This is a genomic window from Microbacterium hominis, assembly GCF_013282805.1.
In the GTDB taxonomy this organism is placed as follows: domain Bacteria; phylum Actinomycetota; class Actinomycetes; order Actinomycetales; family Microbacteriaceae; genus Microbacterium; species Microbacterium hominis_B.
This window is the reverse complement of record NZ_CP054038.1, coordinates 2045080-2062768: the sequence shown is the minus strand read 5'-3', so window position 1 is coordinate 2062768 and position 17689 is coordinate 2045080. Positions and strand designations below refer to the sequence as shown.

Sequence of the window (17689 nt, the reverse complement as noted above, 5' to 3'; positions counted from 1 at the left end):
GACGTCAGCGCAGCAGCGCGGCGCGCAGGGTGTCGAGCCCCACGCCGCCGATGTCGAGCGCGCGCTTGTGGAACTGCTTGATCGAGAACGCGGTGCCCTCGCGCTCGGCGAGCTCGTCGCGCAGCTGCTCCCAGATGCGCTGACCCACCTTGTACGACGGGGCCTGTCCGGGCCAGCCGAGGTAGCGGTTGACCTCGAAGCGCACGAACTCGTCGGGCATGTTCACGTTCGCGCGCATGAACTCCAGCGCGTACGCGGCATCCCACGTGCCTTCGCCGTCGGGACGCGGCTTCTCCAGGTGCACGCCCAGGTCGAGCGCGACGCGGGCGGCGCGCATGCGCTGGCCGTCGAGCATGCCCAGGCGGTCGGCCGGGTCGTCGAGGTAGCCGAGCTGCTCCATGAGGCGCTCGGCGTACAGGGCCCAGCCTTCGGCGTGGCCGCTGGTGCCGCCCAGAAGGCGACGCCAGGAGTTGAGCTGTGCGCGGTTGTACACGGCCTGGGCGATCTGCAGGTGGTGACCCGGGACGCCCTCGTGGTAGACGGTGGTCAGTTCGCGCCACGTGTCGAACTCGGTGACGCCCTCGGGCACCGACCACCACATGCGGCCCGGACGCGAGAAGTCGTCGGTCGGACCCGTGTAGTAGATGCCGCCTTCCTGCGTCGGGGCGATCATGCACTCGAGCTTGCGGATCGGCTCCGCGATGTCGAAGTGGGTGCGGCCGAGCTCCTCCACGGCGCGGTCGCTGGTCTCCTGCATCCACTTCTGGAGGGCCTCGGTGCCGTGGAGCTTGCGCGCGGCATCCTTCTCCAGGAAGGCGACCGCCTCGGCCACCGATGCTCCCGGCAGGATCTCATCGGCGATCGACTCCTGCTCCGCGACCATGCGGGCAAGCTCCTCGACGCCCCACTCATAGGTTTCGTCGAGGTCGATCTCGGCGCCGAGGAAGCGGCGCGAGTGCAGCGCGTAGAGCTCGCGACCGACGGCGTCCTTCTCGTGCGCGGCGGGGGCGAGCTCGCCGCCGAGGAAGGCCGCCAACGCGTCGTAGGCGACGCGGGCCGCCCCCGCGCTGTCGGCGAGGTCACGGGCGAGGGATGCCGGCAGCTGTCCGTCGGCGGGGGCCGCGTTGGCGGCGAAGGAGGCGAAGAACCCGGTGTCGGCGGTGTAGCGCGCGATCTGGGTGACGACCTCCTCGACCTGGCGACGTGCGGGGACGATCCCCTCGCGGATGCCCTCGCGCAGCGTGGCGATGTAGCCGTCGATCGCCTCCGGCAGCGCCTTCAGGCGCGTCGAGACGGTCGCCCAGTCGTCCGCGGTGTCGGTGGGCATCAGGTCGAAGACCGAGCGCAGCTCCTGCGCCGGCGAGGCGATGACGTTCAGGTCGCGCAGGTGCCACTTCGCCTCGTGGAGGTCCAGGTGCAGCTGCAGCTCGCGCGAGAGGTCGTCCTGGGTGACGGCGTCGATGTCGTCGACCGGGGACGCGGCCTGCAGCGCTGTGAGGGTGCCGCGTGCGGCGTCGGCCAGCCGGGCGTGGCCTTCGGGTGACTGGTCGCCGAAGCGGTGGTTGTGCTCCGAGCGGCCGATGTAGGTCGCGAGCATCGGTTCGAGCTCGGCGAGGGTGTCGACCCACGCGTCGGCGATCTGGTCGATCGGCGTGGGGGTGCGGGATTCACTCATGCCCTCGAGCCTAGATTCCGCGGCGGGGACGGCAAAACCCCGGACGGCGAGGTCGCCGCCCGGGGCCGGACCGGCCCGGATAAGTGCGCGGCTTCGTCCCAGTCGCCGCCGCGGCCGATCTGCACGTCCAGCGGCACCGACAGCTGAGCGGCATCGCCCATGCGCTCGCGCACGATGCGCTCGGCGGCATCCCACTCCCCCTCGGCGACCTCCACGACGAGTTCGTCGTGGATCTGCAGGAGCACGCGGGAGCGGAGCCCGTCCGCCACGAACTGGTCGTGGATGTGGAACAGGGCGATCTTCATGATGTCGGCGGCGCTGCCCTGGATCGGGGCGTTCAGCGCCGCGCGCTCGGCATTCTCGCGCAGCACGCGGTTGGGGCTCGCCAGATCCGGGAACGGCCGGCGCCGGCCGAAGATCGTCTCGGTGTATCCGTCGATGCGGGCCTGCTCGACGGACGAGCGCAGGTAGTCCCGCACCGCGCCGAAGCGGGCGAAGTACTCCAGCATCAGCGACTTGGCCTCGGACTGCTCGATGCGCAGCTGCTTGGACAGGCCGAACGCGGACAGGCCGTACACGAGCCCGTACGACATCGCCTTCACCTTCGTGCGCATCGCCGCGGTGACGTCTTCGGGTGCGACGCCGAACACGCGGGCGCCGACGAAGCGGTGGAGGTCTTCACCGGAGTTGAACGCCTCGATGAGCCCGGGGTCCTCCGACAGGTGCGCCATGATGCGCATCTCGATCTGCGAGTAGTCGGCGGTCAGCAGCGTGTCGTACGCGGGCCCGACTTCGAAGGCCGCCCGGATGCGGCGGCTTTCCGCCGTGCGGACGGGGATGTTCTGAAGGTTCGGATCCGTGCTCGAGAGGCGCCCCGTCTGGCTGCCCGTCTGCACGTAGGTCGTGTGGATGCGCTCGTCGGCGGCGATCGAGCCGTCGAGGGACTCGATGATCTGGCGGAGCTTGGTCGCCTCGCGATGCTGGAGGAGCAGATCGAGGAACGGGTGCGGATTGCTCTCCTGGAGGTCTGCCAGCACCGCGGCATCCGTGGAGTACCCGGTCTTGGTCTTGCGGGTCTTCGGCAGCTGCAGCTCGTCGAAGAGCACCTCCTGGAGCTGCTTGGGCGAGCCGAGGTTCACCTCGCGCCCGATCGCGGTGTAGGCATCTGCCGCGATGGCGTCGGCGCGCGCCGCGAGCTCCTGAGAGAACGAGGACAGCTTCTGGTGGGAGACCGACACGCCGGCCAGCTCCATGTCGGCCAGCGCGAGCAGGGTCGGCAGCTCGATCTCGGTGAGCACGCCGGCGACGGAGGCAGGCAGCTCCGCACGCAGGGCGGTGGCCACCCGCAGCGTGAACCACGAGAGCTGACCGGGGGTCGCCCCCTCCGTCTCGGGCACGAGCTGGGTCGGGTCGGCCTCGGGCAGCTTCTCGTCGAGGTAGCGGCCGACCAGATCGGCGAGCGACTTGTCGGGGAAGCTCGGGCGCAGCAGCCAGCCCGCCACGATCGTGTCGAATGCGAGCCCGCTCACACGCACGTCGGCTCGGCGCAGAGCCTTGACCTGCGGCTTGGCGTCGCTGAACACCTTGGGTGCGTCGGAGGCGAACCAGGGCGCCAGCGCCTGGGCCGTCTCGGTCGTCCAGGCGACCTCCACCGCATCGTCGGCGCGTGCGAGCCCGATCCGTGTCGGCAGCGACTCGGCGATGGTGACGGTGACGCCGATCTCGTCGGAGGTGTCGCTCAGCCACGCCCGAAGGCCCTCGGCGTCGGGCTCGGCGGGCGTCGGCATCGGCTGGGCGGGCGCGGCGGGGGCCGCCGCCATCGCAGGGTCGACGCCGGCGGCTTCGAACACCCGCGGGAGCAGGGTGCGGAACTCCAGGCGCGCGAAGATGTCGCGCACGGCCTCGGCGTCGATCGGCCGCACGGCCAGATCGGCGGGGCCGACGGGGAGTTCGACATCGCGCAGCAGGCGATTGAGAGCGCGGTTGCGCCGGACATCGTCGAGGTGGTCGCGGAGGTTGCCCCCGACGACGCCCTTGATCTCGCCCGCCCGCTCGAGCAGATCGTCGAGGGTGCCGAACTGGGTGAGCCACTTGACCGCGGTCTTCTCCCCCACCTTCGGCACGCCCGGCAGGTTGTCGCTGGTCTCGCCGACCAGCGCCGCGATGTCGGGATACTGCGCGGGGGGCAGTCCGTACTTCTCCACGACGGCGGCCGGGTCGTACCGTTTGAGCTGGGACACGCCCTGCACGTTCGGGTACAGCAGGGTGATGTCATCGTTCACGAGCTGGATCGTGTCGCGGTCGCCCGAGCACACCAGCACGTCGAACCCTTCGGCCGCGCCCTGGGTCGCGAGGGTGGCGAGGATGTCGTCGGCCTCGATGTCCTCCTGCTGGAGGACGGTGATGCTCATCGCGGCCAGGCACTCCTGCAGCAGCGGGATCTGCCCCTTGAACTCAGACGGCGTCTCGGAGCGGTTGGCCTTGTACTCGCTGTACTCCCGCGTGCGGAAAGACTGCCGCGACGTGTCGAAGGCGACGGCGAGGTGGGTCGGCTTCTCCGCCTTGATGAGGTTGATCAGCATGGCGAGGAACCCGTAGATGCCGTTGGTGTGCTGGCCGTCCTTCGTCGAGAAGTTGTCGATCGGCAGTGCGTAGAACGCGCGATAGGCGAGCGAATGGCCGTCGACGATCAGGAGGGTAGGCTTTGCGGAGTCTGGCACCCTGCAACTCTAGTCAGGGGCGCAGACACCTCTTCTCCCCCGTCACGCACGAAGGCGCGCCCATGGTCGACTCCTCCCCCGCATCCGCTCCCGCCGTCGACGCCCTGTCGTGGGCGAGCCGCCGCGGCATGGGCGCGCTCGCCGAGAAGATGGGCATGCGCTTCGTCGAGTTCTCGATCGATCGGTGCGTCGCCACCATGCCGGTCGAGGGCAACACCCAGCCGGTGGGTCTCATGCACGGCGGAGCATACGTCGTGCTGGGCGAGTCCCTCGGGTCGATGGCGGCCAACCTGCACGCCGGCGAGGGACGGCTCGCCGTCGGCGTCGACATCAACGCCACCCACACCCGCTCGGCGACTTCCGGCGTGGTCACCGGGGTGTGCACGCCCGTGCACCTCGGGCTCAGCATCACCGTGCACGAGATCGTCGTCACCGACGATCAGGGGCGCCGCTGCTCGACGGTGCGCATCACCAACCACATCATCGATCGACCGACCCGCTGACGACGAAGGGCGCCGCGATCCCGCGGCGCCCTTCGTCGGATGTCTGTGCGTCAGCCCTTCTTGGGCGCGAGCTGCTCGATGATCGCCTTCGCGACGTCCTGCATCGTGAGGCGGCGGTCCATCGACGCCTTCTGGATCCAGCGGAAGGCCTCCGGCTCGGACAGCCCCATCTTCTCGTTGAGCAGGCCCTTGGCGCGATCCACGAGCTTGCGGGTCTCGAACCGCTCCACCATGTCGGCGACCTCGGCCTCGAGCGTGATGATCTGCTCGTAGCGCGCCAGCGCGATCTCGATCGCGGGCAGGAGGTCGTTGGGCGTGAAGGGCTTCACGACGTACGCGAGGGCGCCCGCCTCGCTCGCACGCTCGACGAGCTCCTTCTGGCTGAACGCCGTCAGCAGCACGACGGGGGCGATGTGGTTCTTGCTGAGCTTCTCGGCCGCCGAGATGCCATCGAGCTGCGGCATCTTCACGTCCATGATGACCAGGTCGGGGCGCAGCTCCGTGGCCAGCTGCACCGCCGTCTCACCGTCGCCGGCCTCGCCGACCACGTCGTAGCCGTTGTCCCGGAGGATCTCGACGATGTCGAGGCGGATCAGCGACTCGTCCTCGGCGACGACGACGCGTCGGGGGGCGGTGGAGGATGCGGCCGCGTTCTGCTCGTGCTCAGTCACCCTAGAATCCTACGGTAATCTCGATGCGCGGTTGAGATCGCGCCGGTGTGGCGGAATGGCAGACGCGACCGACTCAAACTCGGTTGCCCGCGAGGGCGTGTGGGTTCGACTCCCACCACCGGCACCGCAGACGAAGGAGAGTGGATGCCTCGGGCGAGGCATCCACTCTCCTTTCGCGTTCGGCGTCAGGCGCCGAAGTACTGGTTGCCGAGCGCCTTGCTCTTGAGGGCGTCGAACTCGCCCTGGCTGATCGTGCCCGCATCGAGCAGGGCCTTCGCTTTGGCGATGTCATCCGAGGGGCTCGCCGAGGCCCGGGGACGGTAGTCGTCGTTCTCGGCGACCGTCGCGCTGCCGCGCGCCCGCGAGCGCTCGGCCATGCCGCGTCCTCGGGCGATCACGTAGACCAAGGCGGTGAGGAAGGGCAGGAAGATCAGGAACACGATCCACAGCGCCTTGAGCCAGCCGTTGAGCCTCTCGTCGCGGAACAGGTCGGTGATGATCAGGATCACCACGAAGATGTACGCGACGAAGTAGAAGCTCCACAGCAGGATCCAGAACAGATCCCAGAAGAACATCTGCGTCCTTTCGATGGAAATGAGAACGGTCGCTCACACACTAGTGGAGCGACCGTTCCCGATGTTCACATCGCTACTCGCGGTAGACCGGCGCCTTTCCGTGCACCGCGTCGCCCACCTTGTGGATGCGGATGTCGTTGGTGGAGCCGATGATCCCGGGAGGCGAGCCGGAGATCACCACGACCCGGTCGCCGACCTCGGCGAGGTCGTTCGACAGCAGGTAGTCGTCCACCTGGATGAACATGCGATCGGTGTGGGCCACGTGCTCCACGAGCGTGGACTGCACGCCCCATGTCACCGCCATGCGGCGGCGGATCGCGGGCTCCGGGGCGAAGCCGATCATCGGGATGCGCGGGCGAAGCCGCGACATGCGCCGGGCGGTGTCGCCCGACTCGGTGAAGATGCAGAGGTACTTCGCCTCGACGAACTCGGCGACCTCCATGGCGGCCAGCGTGATGGCGCCGCCCTGCGTGCGGGGCTTGGTGGTCAGCGGCGCGATGCGCTCGAGCCCATGCTCCTCGGTCGAGGCGATGATGCGGGCCATGGTCTCCACGACCACCACGGGGTAGTCGCCCACGCTCGTCTCGCCCGACAGCATGACCGCGTCGGCGCCGTCGAGGACGGCGTTGGCGACGTCGCTGGTCTCGGCGCGGGTGGGCACCGGGTTGTTGATCATCGACTCGAGCATCTGGGTCGCGACGATGACCGGCTTGGCCATGCGGCGGCACAGCTCGACCGCGCGCTTCTGCACGATCGGCACCGCCTCCAGCGGCAGCTCGACGCCCAGGTCGCCGCGGGCGACCATGATCCCGTCGAACGCGTCGATGATCTCCTCGAGGTTCTCGACCGCCTGCGGCTTCTCGATCTTGGCGATCACGGGTACGTGGCGACCCTCTTCGGCCATGATCACATGGACGCGCTGCACGTCCTTCGCGTCGCGGACGAACGACAGGGCGATCAGGTCTGCGCCGGCGTTGAGACCCCAGCGCAGGTCCGCCTCGTCCTTCGCGGACAGTGCCGGCACGTTGACGGCGACGCCGGGAAGGTTGATGCCCTTGTTGTTGGAGACCGGGCCGCCGACGATGACCTTGGTCGTGACGACGGTGCCGTCGGTCTCGACGACCTCGACGCGCACTTTGCCGTCGTCGATCAGCAGGGTGTCGCCGGGCTTGACGTCCTGGGGCAGGCCCTTGAACGTCGTCGAGCAGATCTCCTTGGTTCCGGCGATGTCCTCGATGGTGATCTTGAAGATGTCGCCTTCGGCGAGATCGTGGGGTCCGTCGGCGAACTTGCCGAGACGGATCTTGGGGCCCTGCAGGTCGACGAGGACGGCGACGGCGCGGCCGGCGTCGTCAGCGGCCTTGCGGACATTGGCGAAGTTGTTCTCGTGGACCGAGTAGTCGCCGTGGCTCAGATTGAACCGGGCGACGTCGACACCCGCGTCGATGATGGCGCGAACCATCTCGTACGACGAGGTCGCAGGTCCCAGGGTGGCGACGATCTTGGCGCGTCTCATCCGTGTGATCTCCGGGTGGGGTGTGAAGTGGCGGAAAGGCCGTGGCCAGCCTACGCGGGCTGCAGACCGATCGCGACATCGGTCGGGCGCACGGGAGCGGGCAGTGCGGTCTCTCCCATGAGGTACTCGTCGACGCGCGCAGCGGCGGCGCGGCCCTCCGCGATGGCCCACACGATGAGCGACTGGCCGCGGCCGGCATCGCCGGCCACGAACACGCCGGGGGCGGTCGTCTGGTAGTCGTTCTCGCGCGTGACATTGCCCCGCGCGGTGAACTGCGTGCCGAGCTGCTCCTCGAGGAGGGCGCGCTCGGGGCCGGTGAAGCCCATGGCGATGAGCACGAGGTCGGCCGGGATCTCTCGCTCGGTGCCGCTCTTGGGCACTCGGCGGCCGTCGACGAACTCGGTCTCGGCCACACGCAGGGCGCGCACCTCGCCCGCACCGTTGCCGAGGAACTCGACCGTCGATGCGAGGTAGCTCCGCTCGCCGCCCTCCTCGTGCGCGGAGGAGATCTCGAAGACGTGCGGCATCATCGGCCACGGCTGGCTGTCGGGCCGCTCCCCTGGGGGGCGGCGTCCGATGGCGAGGTTCGTGACGCTGAGCGCGCCGTGGCGGTGGGCCGTGCCGATGCAGTCGGCGCCGGTGTCGCCACCGCCGATGACGACGACGTGCTTGCCCTCTGCGGTGATCTGGTTCGCCACCGCGTCTCCGGCCACGGCGCGGTTCGACTCCACGAGGTACTCCATCGCGAAGTGCACGCCGGCGAGATCGCGACCGGGGATCGGCAGCTCGCGCGGCACCGTGGCGCCGGTGGCGATGACGACCGCGTCGTAGCGGGCGCGCAGATCGCTCCACGTGATGTCCTTGCCGATCTCCACACCGGCGCGGAATCGCGTGCCCTCGTCCTGCATCTGGCGGAGGCGCGACTCGAGGTGCTTCTTCTCCATCTTGAAGTCGGGGATGCCGTAACGCAGGAGCCCGCCGATGCGGTCGTCGCGCTCGTAGACGGCCACCGTGTGGCCGGCGCGCGTGAGCTGCTGCGCCGCGGCGAGGCCGGCCGGTCCGGAGCCCACGACGGCGACCGTCTTTCCGGTGAGCCTGCCCGGCGGTTCGGGCTCGATCCAGCCGTTGCCGAAGGCCTCGTCGACGATCGAGACCTCGATCTGCTTGATCGTCACGGCGGGCTGATTGATCCCGAGCACGCACGAGCTCTCGCACGGCGCCGGACACAGTCGGCCCGTGAACTCCGGGAAGTTGTTCGTCGCGTGCAGACGCTCGATCGCGGCACGGCCCTCGCCGCGCCAGGTCAGGTCGTTCCACTCCGGGATGAGGTTGCCCAGCGGGCAGCCCTGGTGGCAGAACGGCACGCCGCAGTCCATGCAGCGCCCCGCCTGGCGCCGGAGCACGCCGGAATCACCGGGCTCGTACACTTCTTTCCAGTCCATGATGCGGACCGGTACCGGCCGGCGCGGCGGCAGCTCGCGCTCGGTGACCTTGAGAAAGCCCTTCGGGTCAGCCACCCGTCACCTCCAGAATGCGTGTCCAGACGACATCGCCGTCGGGATCGAGTCCTTCCGCCACCGCGGCCTGCCGGGTCTGCAGCACAGCGGCGTAGTCGCGCGGAAGAACGCGGACGAAGTTCTCCAGCTCGGCCTCGAAGTCATCGAGGAGAGCTGCGGCCAGGGTGGAGCCGGTCTCGGTGCGGTGCTGCTCGAGCAGGTCGCGCAGGATCTCGGCATCACCGGAGCCGAGCTCGCCGAGGACGAGCTCTCCCGCGGCCAGCGCCTCGCGGTTGACGAGGTTGCGGTCGAGCCGGTGGATGTAGGCGGTTCCCCCCGACATTCCGGCGCCGAGATTGCGGCCGGTCTGGCCGAGAATGACGGCGAGGCCGCCGGTCATGTACTCGAGCGCGTGGTCGCCCACGCCCTCGACGACGGCGGTCGCACCGGAGTTGCGCACCAGGAACCGCTCGCCCACGACGCCGCGCAGGAACATCGTCCCCTGCGTCGCCCCGTAGCCGATGACGTTTCCGGCGATCACGTTCTGCGACGCGTCGAACGTCGCCGAGCGCGGGGGCCGGACGACGATCTGACCCCCCGACAGTCCCTTGCCGACGTAGTCGTTGGAGTCGCCTTCGAGGCGCAGCGTGATGCCGGCGGGCATGAAGGCGCCGAAGGACTGGCCGGCCGAGCCGGTGAGGTTCACGGTGATCGCCCCGGCGGGCAGCCCGTTCTCGCCGTGCGCGCGGGTGACGCGGTTGCCGAGCATCGTGCCCACCGAGCGCGCGGTGTTGCGCACGGGCAGGTCGATGGTGATCCGTCCGCCGTGCGCGATGACGTCCTGCGCGCGCTCGATGAGCTGCACGTCGAAGTGGTCGTCGAGCTCGTGGTCCTGGCCGCGCGCGTTGCGGCGCGGCTCGTCCTCGGCGAATGCGGGGCCCTCGAGGATCGGCGTCAGGTCGAGACCGCTGGCCTTCCAGTGCGCGATCGCGCCGTCGACGTCGAGGAGCTCGTTGTGGCCGATCGCCTCGTCGAGCGATCGGAATCCGAGCTCGGCGAGGTACTCGCGCACCTCCTGCGCGATGAACTCCATGAAGTTGACCACGAACTCCGGCTTGCCGCCGAAACGCGCGCGCAGCGTCGGGTTCTGGGTCGCCACGCCGACCGGGCAGGTGTCGAGGTGGCAGACGCGCATCATGATGCACCCCTCCACCACCAGAGCGGTGGTGGCGAAGCCGAACTCCTCCGCGCCCAGGAGCGCGGCGACGATGACGTCGCGGCCGGTCTTGAGCTGGCCGTCCGCCTGCACCACGACCCGATCGCGCATGCCGTTGAGCATGAGCGTCTGCTGCGTCTCGGCGAGGCCGAGCTCCCACGGCGTTCCCGCGTGCTTGAGCGAGTTCAGCGGGCTCGCGCCGGTGCCGCCGTCGTGGCCGGAGACGAGGATGACATCGGCGAGGGCTTTGGCCGTGCCCGCCGCCACCGCGCCGATCCCGGACTGGCTCACGAGCTTGACGTGGACGCGGGCGTCGGGGTTCGCGCGCTTGAGATCGAAGATCAGCTGCTTGAGGTCTTCGATCGAGTAGATGTCGTGGTGCGGCGGCGGGGAGATCAGACCCACACCGGCGGTGCCGCCGCGTGTCCGCGCGATCCACGGATAGACCTTCGCCGGGGGCAGCTGCCCGCCCTCGCCGGGCTTCGCGCCCTGCGCGAGCTTGATCTGGATGTCGTCGGCGTGCGTGAGATACATGCTCGTCACGCCGAATCGACCGGAGGCCACCTGCTTGATCGCGCTGCGGCGCTCGGGGTCGAGCAGACGATCGACGTCCTCGCCGCCTTCGCCGGTGTTCGACTTGCCGCCGATGCGGTTCATCGCGATGGCGAGGGTCTCGTGCGCCTCCTTGGAGATGGAGCCGTAGCTCATCGCGCCGGTCGAGAAGCGCTTGACGATCGCCGAGACGGGCTCGACCTCGTCGATCGGGACCGGGTGACGGGTGCCCGCGCGCAGCTTGAACATGCCGCGCAGCGTCTTCAACTCCTGCGCCTGGTCGTCGACGAGCTTCGTGTACTCGCGGAAGATGTCGTACCGGCGCTCTCGCGTCGAGTGCTGCAGCCGGAACACGGTCTCGGGGTTGAACAGGTGGGGCGATCCGTCGCGGCGCCACTGGTACTCGCCGCCGGTCCACAGCCGCTCGTGGGCGCGCACGGCGGCGTCCTCGGGATAGGCGTAGGCGTGGCGGGCGGCGTTCTCCGACGCCACGACGTCCAGGCCCACTCCGCCGAGCTTGGTCTCGGTGCCGGTGAAGTAGTCGTCGACGAACTCCGGCGACAGGCCCACGGCCTCGAACACCTGGGCGCCCGCGTACGACGAGACCGTCGAGATGCCCATCTTCGACATGATCTTCAGCACGCCCTTGCCGAGCGCGTAGATCAGGTTCTTCACGGCCTTCTCCGGAGAGACGCCCGTGATGTAACCGGCGCGCACCAGGTACTCGACGGTCTCCATCGCCAGGTACGGGTTCACCGCCGACGCGCCGTAGCCGATCAGGGTGGCGACGTGGTGGACTTCGCGCACATCTCCGGCCTCCACGACGAGCCCGCACTTCATGCGCGTCTGGTTGCGGATGAGGTGGTGGTGCACGGCCGCGAGCATGAGCAGCGACGGGATCGGCGCGAGGTCCTTGTTGGAGTCGCGGTCGCTGAGCACGATGAACTCGGCGCCGTCCTCGATGGCCTGGTCGACCTCGCGGCACATCTGCTCGAGGCGCTTCTTCATCCCCTTGTGCCCGGCCTCGACCCGGTACAGGCCCCGGATGGTGACCGAGGTGCGCCCGGGCAGCGCGGTGTCGATGTGCTGGATCTTGGCCAGCTCGTCGTTGTCGATCACCGGGAAGTCCAGTGTGACGGTGCGCGTGTGCTCGGGGCCCCAGTCCAGCAGGTTGCGCTCGGGGCCAAGGCCCAGAGCGAGCGAGGTGACGACCTCTTCGCGGATCGAGTCCAGCGGCGGGTTGGTCACCTGCGCGAACTGCTGCGTGAAGTAGTCGAACAGGAGGCGCGGCCGCTCGCTGAGCACGGCGACGGGAGTGTCGCTGCCCATCGCGCCGAGCGGCTCCGCACCGTTCTGGCCCATGGGGGTCAGCAGGATGCGGACCTCCTCCTCGGTGTAGCCGAACGTGCGCTGGCGGCGCGTGATCGAGGCGATCGGATGAACGATGTGCTCGCGCTCGGGCAGATCGGCGAGCTTGACCCTGCCGGCGTCGAGCCACTCCTGCCACGGGTGCATGTCCGCGAGCTGCGTCTTGATCTCGTCGTCTTCGATGATGCGGCGCTGCGCGGTGTCGACCAGGAACATGCGGCCGGGGCGCAGGCGCCCACGGCGCTTGATGCGCTCGGGCTCGAAGTCGAGCACGCCGGTCTCGCTGCCGATCACGACCAGGCCGTCGGTGGTCTCGGTCCAGCGGCCGGGACGCAGGCCGTTGCGGTCGAGGGTCGCTCCCACGAGCGTGCCGTCGGTGAAGATCAGGGCGGCGGGGCCGTCCCAGGGTTCCATCTGCATCGAGTGGAACTCGTAGAACGCGCGCAGCTTCGGGTCGACGTCGAGCTGCTTCTCGTACGCCTCGGGAACCATCATCATGATCGCGTGCGGGAGGCTGCGCCCGGTCAAGGTGAGCAGCTCCAGCACCTCGTCGAACGAGGCCGAGTCGCTCGCGCCGTCGGTGCAGATCGGCAGGAGCGGCTCGATGTCGCCGAGCAGCTCGGACTCGAGCTGGGACTGGCGGGCCCGCATCCAGTTGCGGTTGCCGTTGACGGTGTTGATCTCGCCGTTGTGCGCGAGCATGCGCAGAGGCTGGGCCAGCGGCCAGGACGGGAAGGTGTTGGTCGAGTAGCGCGAGTGCACGACCGCGAGCTCCGAGGCGAAGCGCTCGTCCTGCAGGTCGGGGTAGAACGGCTCCAGCTGCAGGGTGGTGACCATGCCCTTGTAGCCGAGGGTGCGCGAGGACAGCGACACGAAGTAGGCGCCGAGCTCGGTGCGGGAGCGCTTGCGCAGACGGAAGGTGCGCCGGTCCAGCTGGATGCCCGACAGCGCGGGCTGGTCGCCGACCGCAGGACGGGCGACGAACAGCTGCTCGAACACGGGTCGCGCTTCGAAGGCCAGCTTGCCGAGGTTCTCCTCGGCGGTCGGCACCTCGCGCCAGCCGAGCACGTCGAGGTTCTCGCTCCGGGCGATCTGCTCGATGCCGGCCTTCTGGGCCGCGCGGGCGTCGTCATCGCGCGGGAGGAAGATCAGACCGGCCGCGTACTCGCCCACCGGCGGCAGGGTGAAGTCGACGACGGCCCGCAGGAACGCGTCGGGCATCTGCGTCAGGATGCCGGCGCCGTCGCCGGTGCCCGCGTCGGACCCGATGGCGCCGCGGTGCTCGAGGTTGCGCAGGGCGGTCAGCGCCAGGTCGATGATGTCGTGGCCGGGCTCGCCGCGCAGCGTCGCCACCATGGCGAGGCCGCACGCGTCCTTCTCGAACGCCGGGTTGTACATCCCCTGCTTGGCGGGGAATGCGTCGGTCAGAGAAGTGCTCGGCTGCGCTGAGGCGCTGCGACGGGGGCTCGAAGCCATACCTACCGTCCTCACGTTGATACTCAAAGTTGGGACGACGTCGGCCCGGGAGTGCTCGAAGGGAATGCGATCGAGCGTGCTTACTTCGTGGCGACTGTGCTTGTGGCGTTCGCGGTGGCTTCGGTCGTCGTCGGATCGCTGACGTCGACGAAGTCGTCGGTGTTCTGCGATTGTACAGCCCCCTCCGGGCTCCACTCGCGACCGGGAACATACGGCGACGGCTCGTAGCCGGGGTGACGGCGGGCCTGCGCGACGATGATCGCGAGACCGATGACGACACCGATGATGGCGGCCCAGACGTTGGTGCGCAGGCCGAGGATGATCTCGCTCGGGTCGATGCGGATCGACTCCCACACGATGCGGCCGGCGCTGTACCAGACGAGGTACACGCCGAACAGGCGACCCCACTGCAGGCGGAACCGGCGGCCGACCCAGACGATGACCAGCACGCCGAGAGTGTTCCAGATCACCTCGTACAGGAAGGTCGGGTGGAACAGCGTGCCGGGCTCGAGGCCGGCGGGGAACGCGGCGTTGTCGCTGTCGATCTCCAGGCCCCACGGCAGGTCGGTGGGCAGCCCGAACAGCTCCTGGTTGAACCAGTTGCCGAAGCGGCCGATCGCCTGGGCGAGCAGGAGGCCGGGTGCCAGCGCATCGGCGAAGGTCCAGAAGCGGATGCCGGTCCAGCGGCACCCGAGCCACGCGCCGACCGCGCCGCCGATCAGGGCGCCGTAGATGGCGATCCCGCCCTCCCAGATGAACAGCGCCGAGAGCGGGTTCGCGCCCTCGCCGAAGTAGAACCCCCAGTGGGTGAGCACGTGGTAGATGCGCGCCGTGATGATCGCGAGGGGAACGGCGATCAGCGCGATGTCGATGACCACCCAGGGCTCGGCGCCGCGCTTGGTCAGGCGATGATTCGTCCACAGCGTGGCGACGATGATGCCCGTGATGATGCACAGCGCGTAGAAGTGGATGCGCAGAGGGCCGATCTCGATGAAGCTGATCGTCGGGCTCGGGATGCTGGCGGCGACGCCCTGGGCGAGCAGGGTCTGTGCGGCGGTGATCATGTGGGCGTTCCTTGCTGAGGGGATGCCGGCGACAGCCGACCTGTGAAGTCTAAACCGCGGGCCGGACGGTGCCCGCGGCGAGCGTGGCGGCCGTCGCGCGCAGGCCGTCGAGGCCTCCGTCGCGGAGCGCGCGCACGAGCGCGGTGCCGACGATCGCCCCGTCGGCGTAGTCGACGACGCCGCCGACCTGCTCGGCGGTGGAGATGCCGATGCCGACGCACGCGTGCTGCGCGCCGCGCGCCCGCAGACGGGTCACGAGCGTCCGGGCCGCCGCGTCGAGCTGTGCGCGCTCACCGGTGATGCCCATGGTCGAGACCGTGTACACGAATCCGGTGGAATGCTCGACGATCAGATCGAGCCGGTCGTCGGTGGAGGTGGGGGCGGCGAGGAAGACGCGGTCCAGACCCGTGCGGGTGCTCGCGGCGATCCACTCCCCCGCGGCCTCAGGCGTGATGTCCGGGGTGATCAGTCCGGCTCCGCCGGCGGCGAGCAGGTCGTCGGCGTACCGGTCCACGCCGTACTGCAGCACCGGGTTCCAGTACGTCATCACGAGCACCGGCACATCGACGCGCCGCGTGATCTCGCGCACGGCCGTGAAGGTGTCGCGCAGCCGGAATCCGCCCGCGAGGGCGGTCTGCGTGGCCTCCTGGATGACCGTTCCGTCCATGACCGGGTCGGAATAGGGCGGCCCGAGCTCCAGCACGTCGGCGCCGCTGTCGGCCAGTGCGACGGCGGCCTCGATGCTCGTCTCGAGGTCGGGGAAGCCGAGCGGAAGGTACCCGACGAACGCGCCGCGCCCCGCCGCACGCGCGGCGTCGATGGCCGCGGCGACCCGGGACGTCACGAGGCGGCTCCTTCGTCGTACAGGCCGAAGTACCGGGCTGCGGTGTCCATGTCCTTGTCGCCGCGGCCGGACAGGCAGACGGCGAGGATCGCGTCGGGCCCGAGCTCGCGGCCGATGCGCAGAGCGCCCGCCAGCGCGTGGGCGGACTCGATCGCGGGGATGATCCCCTCGGTGCGCGACAGCAGCCGCAGGGCCTGCATGGCTTCGTCGTCGGTGGCCGGGATGTAGTCGGCGCGGCCGATCGACGCCAGCCACGCGTGCTCCGGTCCGACGCCGGGGTAGTCCAGACCCGCCGAGATCGAGTGCGACTCGATGGTCTGCCCGTCCTCGTCCTGCAGCACGAAGGTCTTCGCGCCGTGCAGCACGCCGGGACGGCCGCGCTCGATCGAGGCCGCGTGACGGGTCGTGTCCACGCCGTCACCGGCGGCCTCGACACCGTAGAGGCGCACCTCGGCGTCGTCCAGGAACGCGTCGAACATGCCGATCGCGTTGGAGCCGCCGCCGACGCAGGCGAGCACCGCGTCGGGCAGGCGTCCGGCCTCCTCGAGAAGCTGGGAGCGCGCCTCTTCGCTGATGACCTTCTGGAAGTCCCGCACCATGGCGGGGAACGGGTGAGGTCCGGCCGCCGTGCCGAAGATGTAGTTGGTGGTCTCGACCGAGGCGACCCAATCGCGGTACGCGTCGTTGATGGCGTCCTTGAGGGTGCGCGATCCGGTCGTCACCGGCACCACCTCCGCGCCCAGCAGCCGCATGCGCGCGACGTTGAGCGCCTGGCGCTCGGTGTCGACCTCGCCCATGTAGATCGTGCAGTCCAGGCCGAACAGCGCGGCCGCCGTGGCGGTGGCGACGCCGTGCTGCCCCGCGCCGGTCTCGGCGATCACGCGTGTCTTGCCCAGCCGCCGGGTCAGCAGCGCCTGGCCGAGCACGTTGTTGATCTTGTGCGAGCCGGTGTGGTTGAGGTCCTCGCGCTTGAGGAAGATGCGCGCACCGCCCGCGTGCTCGGCGAAGCGCGGCACCTCGGTGATGGGCGACGGGCGTCCCGCGTACGAATTCAGAAGCCGGACGAACTCGGCCTGGAACTCGGGGTCGGCCTTGGCCGCCTCGTACTCGAGGGTGAGCTCGTCGATGGCGGCGATGAGCGACTCGGGCATGTAGCGCCCGCCGAACTCGCCGAAGAAGGGGCCGGTGACCTCGCGCAGACTCACGGGATCTCGCTCCGATCGCTCGGGGTGTCGAACGATCCCGCCGCGAGGAACGCGGCGAGCGTCGAAACAGGGTCGTTGGTCACGAGAGCCTCGCCGATGAGGACGACATCGGCTCCCGCGCGCCGGTAGTGCTCGACGTCGGCCGGCGCGAGCACCGCCGACTCCGCGATCCGCACGGCATCGGCGGGGATGCGCTCGGCGAGCCGGCCGAAGAGATCCCGATCGAGCTCGAATGTCGACAGGTCGCGCGCGTTGACCCCGATCAGGCGCGCGCCGATGTCGGCTGCCCGGTCGACCTCCTCCGCGGAGTGGGTCTCGACCAGCGGCGTCATCCCGAGCTCGAGCGCGAGGGCGTGCAGACGTGCGAGCACGTCCTGCGGGAGGGCGGCGACGATCAGCAGCACGAGGTCGGCGCCGGCGGCGCGCGCCTCGAGCACCTGATACTCCGTGGCGATGAAGTCCTTGCGCAGCACCGGCAGCGACACGGACGACTTCACGGCCTCGAGGTCCGCGAGACTGCCCTTGAACCGTCGGCCTTCGGTGAGCACCGAGATGGTCGACGCGCCACCGGTCTCGTACCGCCGCGCCTGCAGCGCCGGGTCGGGGATCTCGGCCAGATCGCCGCGCGAGGGACTCGCGCGCTTGACTTCGGCGATGATCTTCACCCGATCAGCCGGTGCGAGCGCGCCGAGTGCGTCGAGTGCGGAGGGCTGCGCGAGGGCGTCGCGTTCGACCGCGGCCAGCGGCCGCCCGAGTGCGCGCGTCTCGGCGTCTTCCACCGCGCCGGCCGTGAGGTCGGCGAGCACGA

Annotated in this window: 12 protein-coding genes and 1 tRNA gene; 2 read left to right on the top strand and 11 right to left on the bottom strand. The window is 69.6% G+C overall.

Annotated features, from left to right (window positions below; genetic code table 11):
* Positions 1–4: 4 nt before the first annotated feature.
* Both HQM25_RS09240 and polA read right to left on the bottom strand, forming a co-directional pair.
* A complete protein-coding gene (locus HQM25_RS09240) occupies positions 5–1675 on the bottom strand; it encodes a DUF885 domain-containing protein (protein WP_172989967.1) in 1671 nt (556 codons plus the stop codon).
* Positions 1672–4395 carry a DNA polymerase I gene (gene polA / locus HQM25_RS09235; protein WP_172989966.1) on the bottom strand — a complete coding sequence of 908 codons (2724 nt, stop codon included), beginning with the start codon at positions 4393–4395 and terminating at the stop codon, positions 1672–1674. Before polA ends, HQM25_RS09240 begins: the two co-directional genes overlap by 4 nt.
* 62 nt (positions 4396–4457) lie before the next feature.
* Between polA and HQM25_RS09230 the strand changes: the two genes are divergently transcribed.
* The gene (locus HQM25_RS09230; RefSeq protein WP_172989965.1) at positions 4458–4898 is read left to right on the top strand and encodes a hotdog fold thioesterase; all 441 of its coding nucleotides are present in this window, start codon (positions 4458–4460) and stop codon (positions 4896–4898) included.
* 50 nt (positions 4899–4948) lie between these two features.
* On the opposite strand, the gene HQM25_RS09225 is transcribed toward HQM25_RS09230, so the two are convergent.
* Positions 4949–5569 (bottom strand): ANTAR domain-containing response regulator, encoded by a 621-nt coding sequence (locus HQM25_RS09225; protein WP_172989964.1) that lies wholly within the window; start codon positions 5567–5569, stop codon positions 4949–4951.
* Between the two features lie 41 nt (positions 5570–5610).
* Here HQM25_RS09225 and HQM25_RS09220 point away from each other — a divergent pair.
* A tRNA-Leu gene (locus HQM25_RS09220) sits at positions 5611–5693 on the top strand.
* A gap of 61 nt (positions 5694–5754) precedes the next feature.
* On the opposite strand, the gene HQM25_RS09215 is transcribed toward HQM25_RS09220, so the two are convergent.
* The 8 genes from HQM25_RS09215 to trpC all read right to left on the bottom strand — a co-directional run bounded on the left by HQM25_RS09215 (position 5755) and on the right by trpC (position 17687).
* Positions 5755–6144 (bottom strand): SHOCT domain-containing protein, encoded by a 390-nt coding sequence (locus tag HQM25_RS09215; protein ID WP_172989963.1) that lies wholly within the window; start codon positions 6142–6144, stop codon positions 5755–5757.
* A 73-nt stretch (positions 6145–6217) separates the two neighbouring features.
* Positions 6218–7660 (bottom strand): pyruvate kinase, encoded by a 1443-nt coding sequence (gene pyk, locus HQM25_RS09210; RefSeq protein WP_172989962.1) that lies wholly within the window; start codon positions 7658–7660, stop codon positions 6218–6220.
* A gap of 50 nt (positions 7661–7710) precedes the next feature.
* On the bottom strand, positions 7711–9177 hold the full coding sequence (locus tag HQM25_RS09205) for a glutamate synthase subunit beta (RefSeq protein ID WP_172989961.1): 1467 nt from the start codon (positions 9175–9177) through the stop codon (positions 7711–7713).
* Positions 9170–13768, bottom strand: coding sequence for a glutamate synthase large subunit (gene gltB, locus HQM25_RS09200; protein ID WP_172989960.1), 4599 nt, complete (start codon positions 13766–13768; stop codon positions 9170–9172). Before gltB ends, HQM25_RS09205 begins: the two co-directional genes overlap by 8 nt.
* An 80-nt stretch (positions 13769–13848) precedes the next feature.
* Positions 13849–14832, bottom strand: coding sequence for a prolipoprotein diacylglyceryl transferase (gene lgt / locus HQM25_RS09195; protein ID WP_172989959.1), 984 nt, complete (start codon positions 14830–14832; stop codon positions 13849–13851).
* A gap of 49 nt (positions 14833–14881) precedes the next feature.
* Positions 14882–15676: a tryptophan synthase subunit alpha gene (gene trpA / locus HQM25_RS09190; protein WP_172989958.1), complete on the bottom strand. Its 795-nt coding sequence runs from the start codon at positions 15674–15676 to the stop codon at positions 14882–14884.
* Positions 15673–16881: a tryptophan synthase subunit beta gene (gene trpB / locus HQM25_RS09185; protein WP_172989957.1), complete on the bottom strand. Its 1209-nt coding sequence runs from the start codon at positions 16879–16881 to the stop codon at positions 15673–15675. Before trpB ends, trpA begins: the two co-directional genes overlap by 4 nt.
* Positions 16878–17687, bottom strand: a complete 810-nt coding sequence (gene trpC, locus HQM25_RS09180) for an indole-3-glycerol phosphate synthase TrpC (RefSeq protein WP_172989956.1) — start codon at positions 17685–17687, stop codon at positions 16878–16880. Before trpC ends, trpB begins: the two co-directional genes overlap by 4 nt.
* Positions 17688–17689 lie beyond the last annotated feature (2 nt).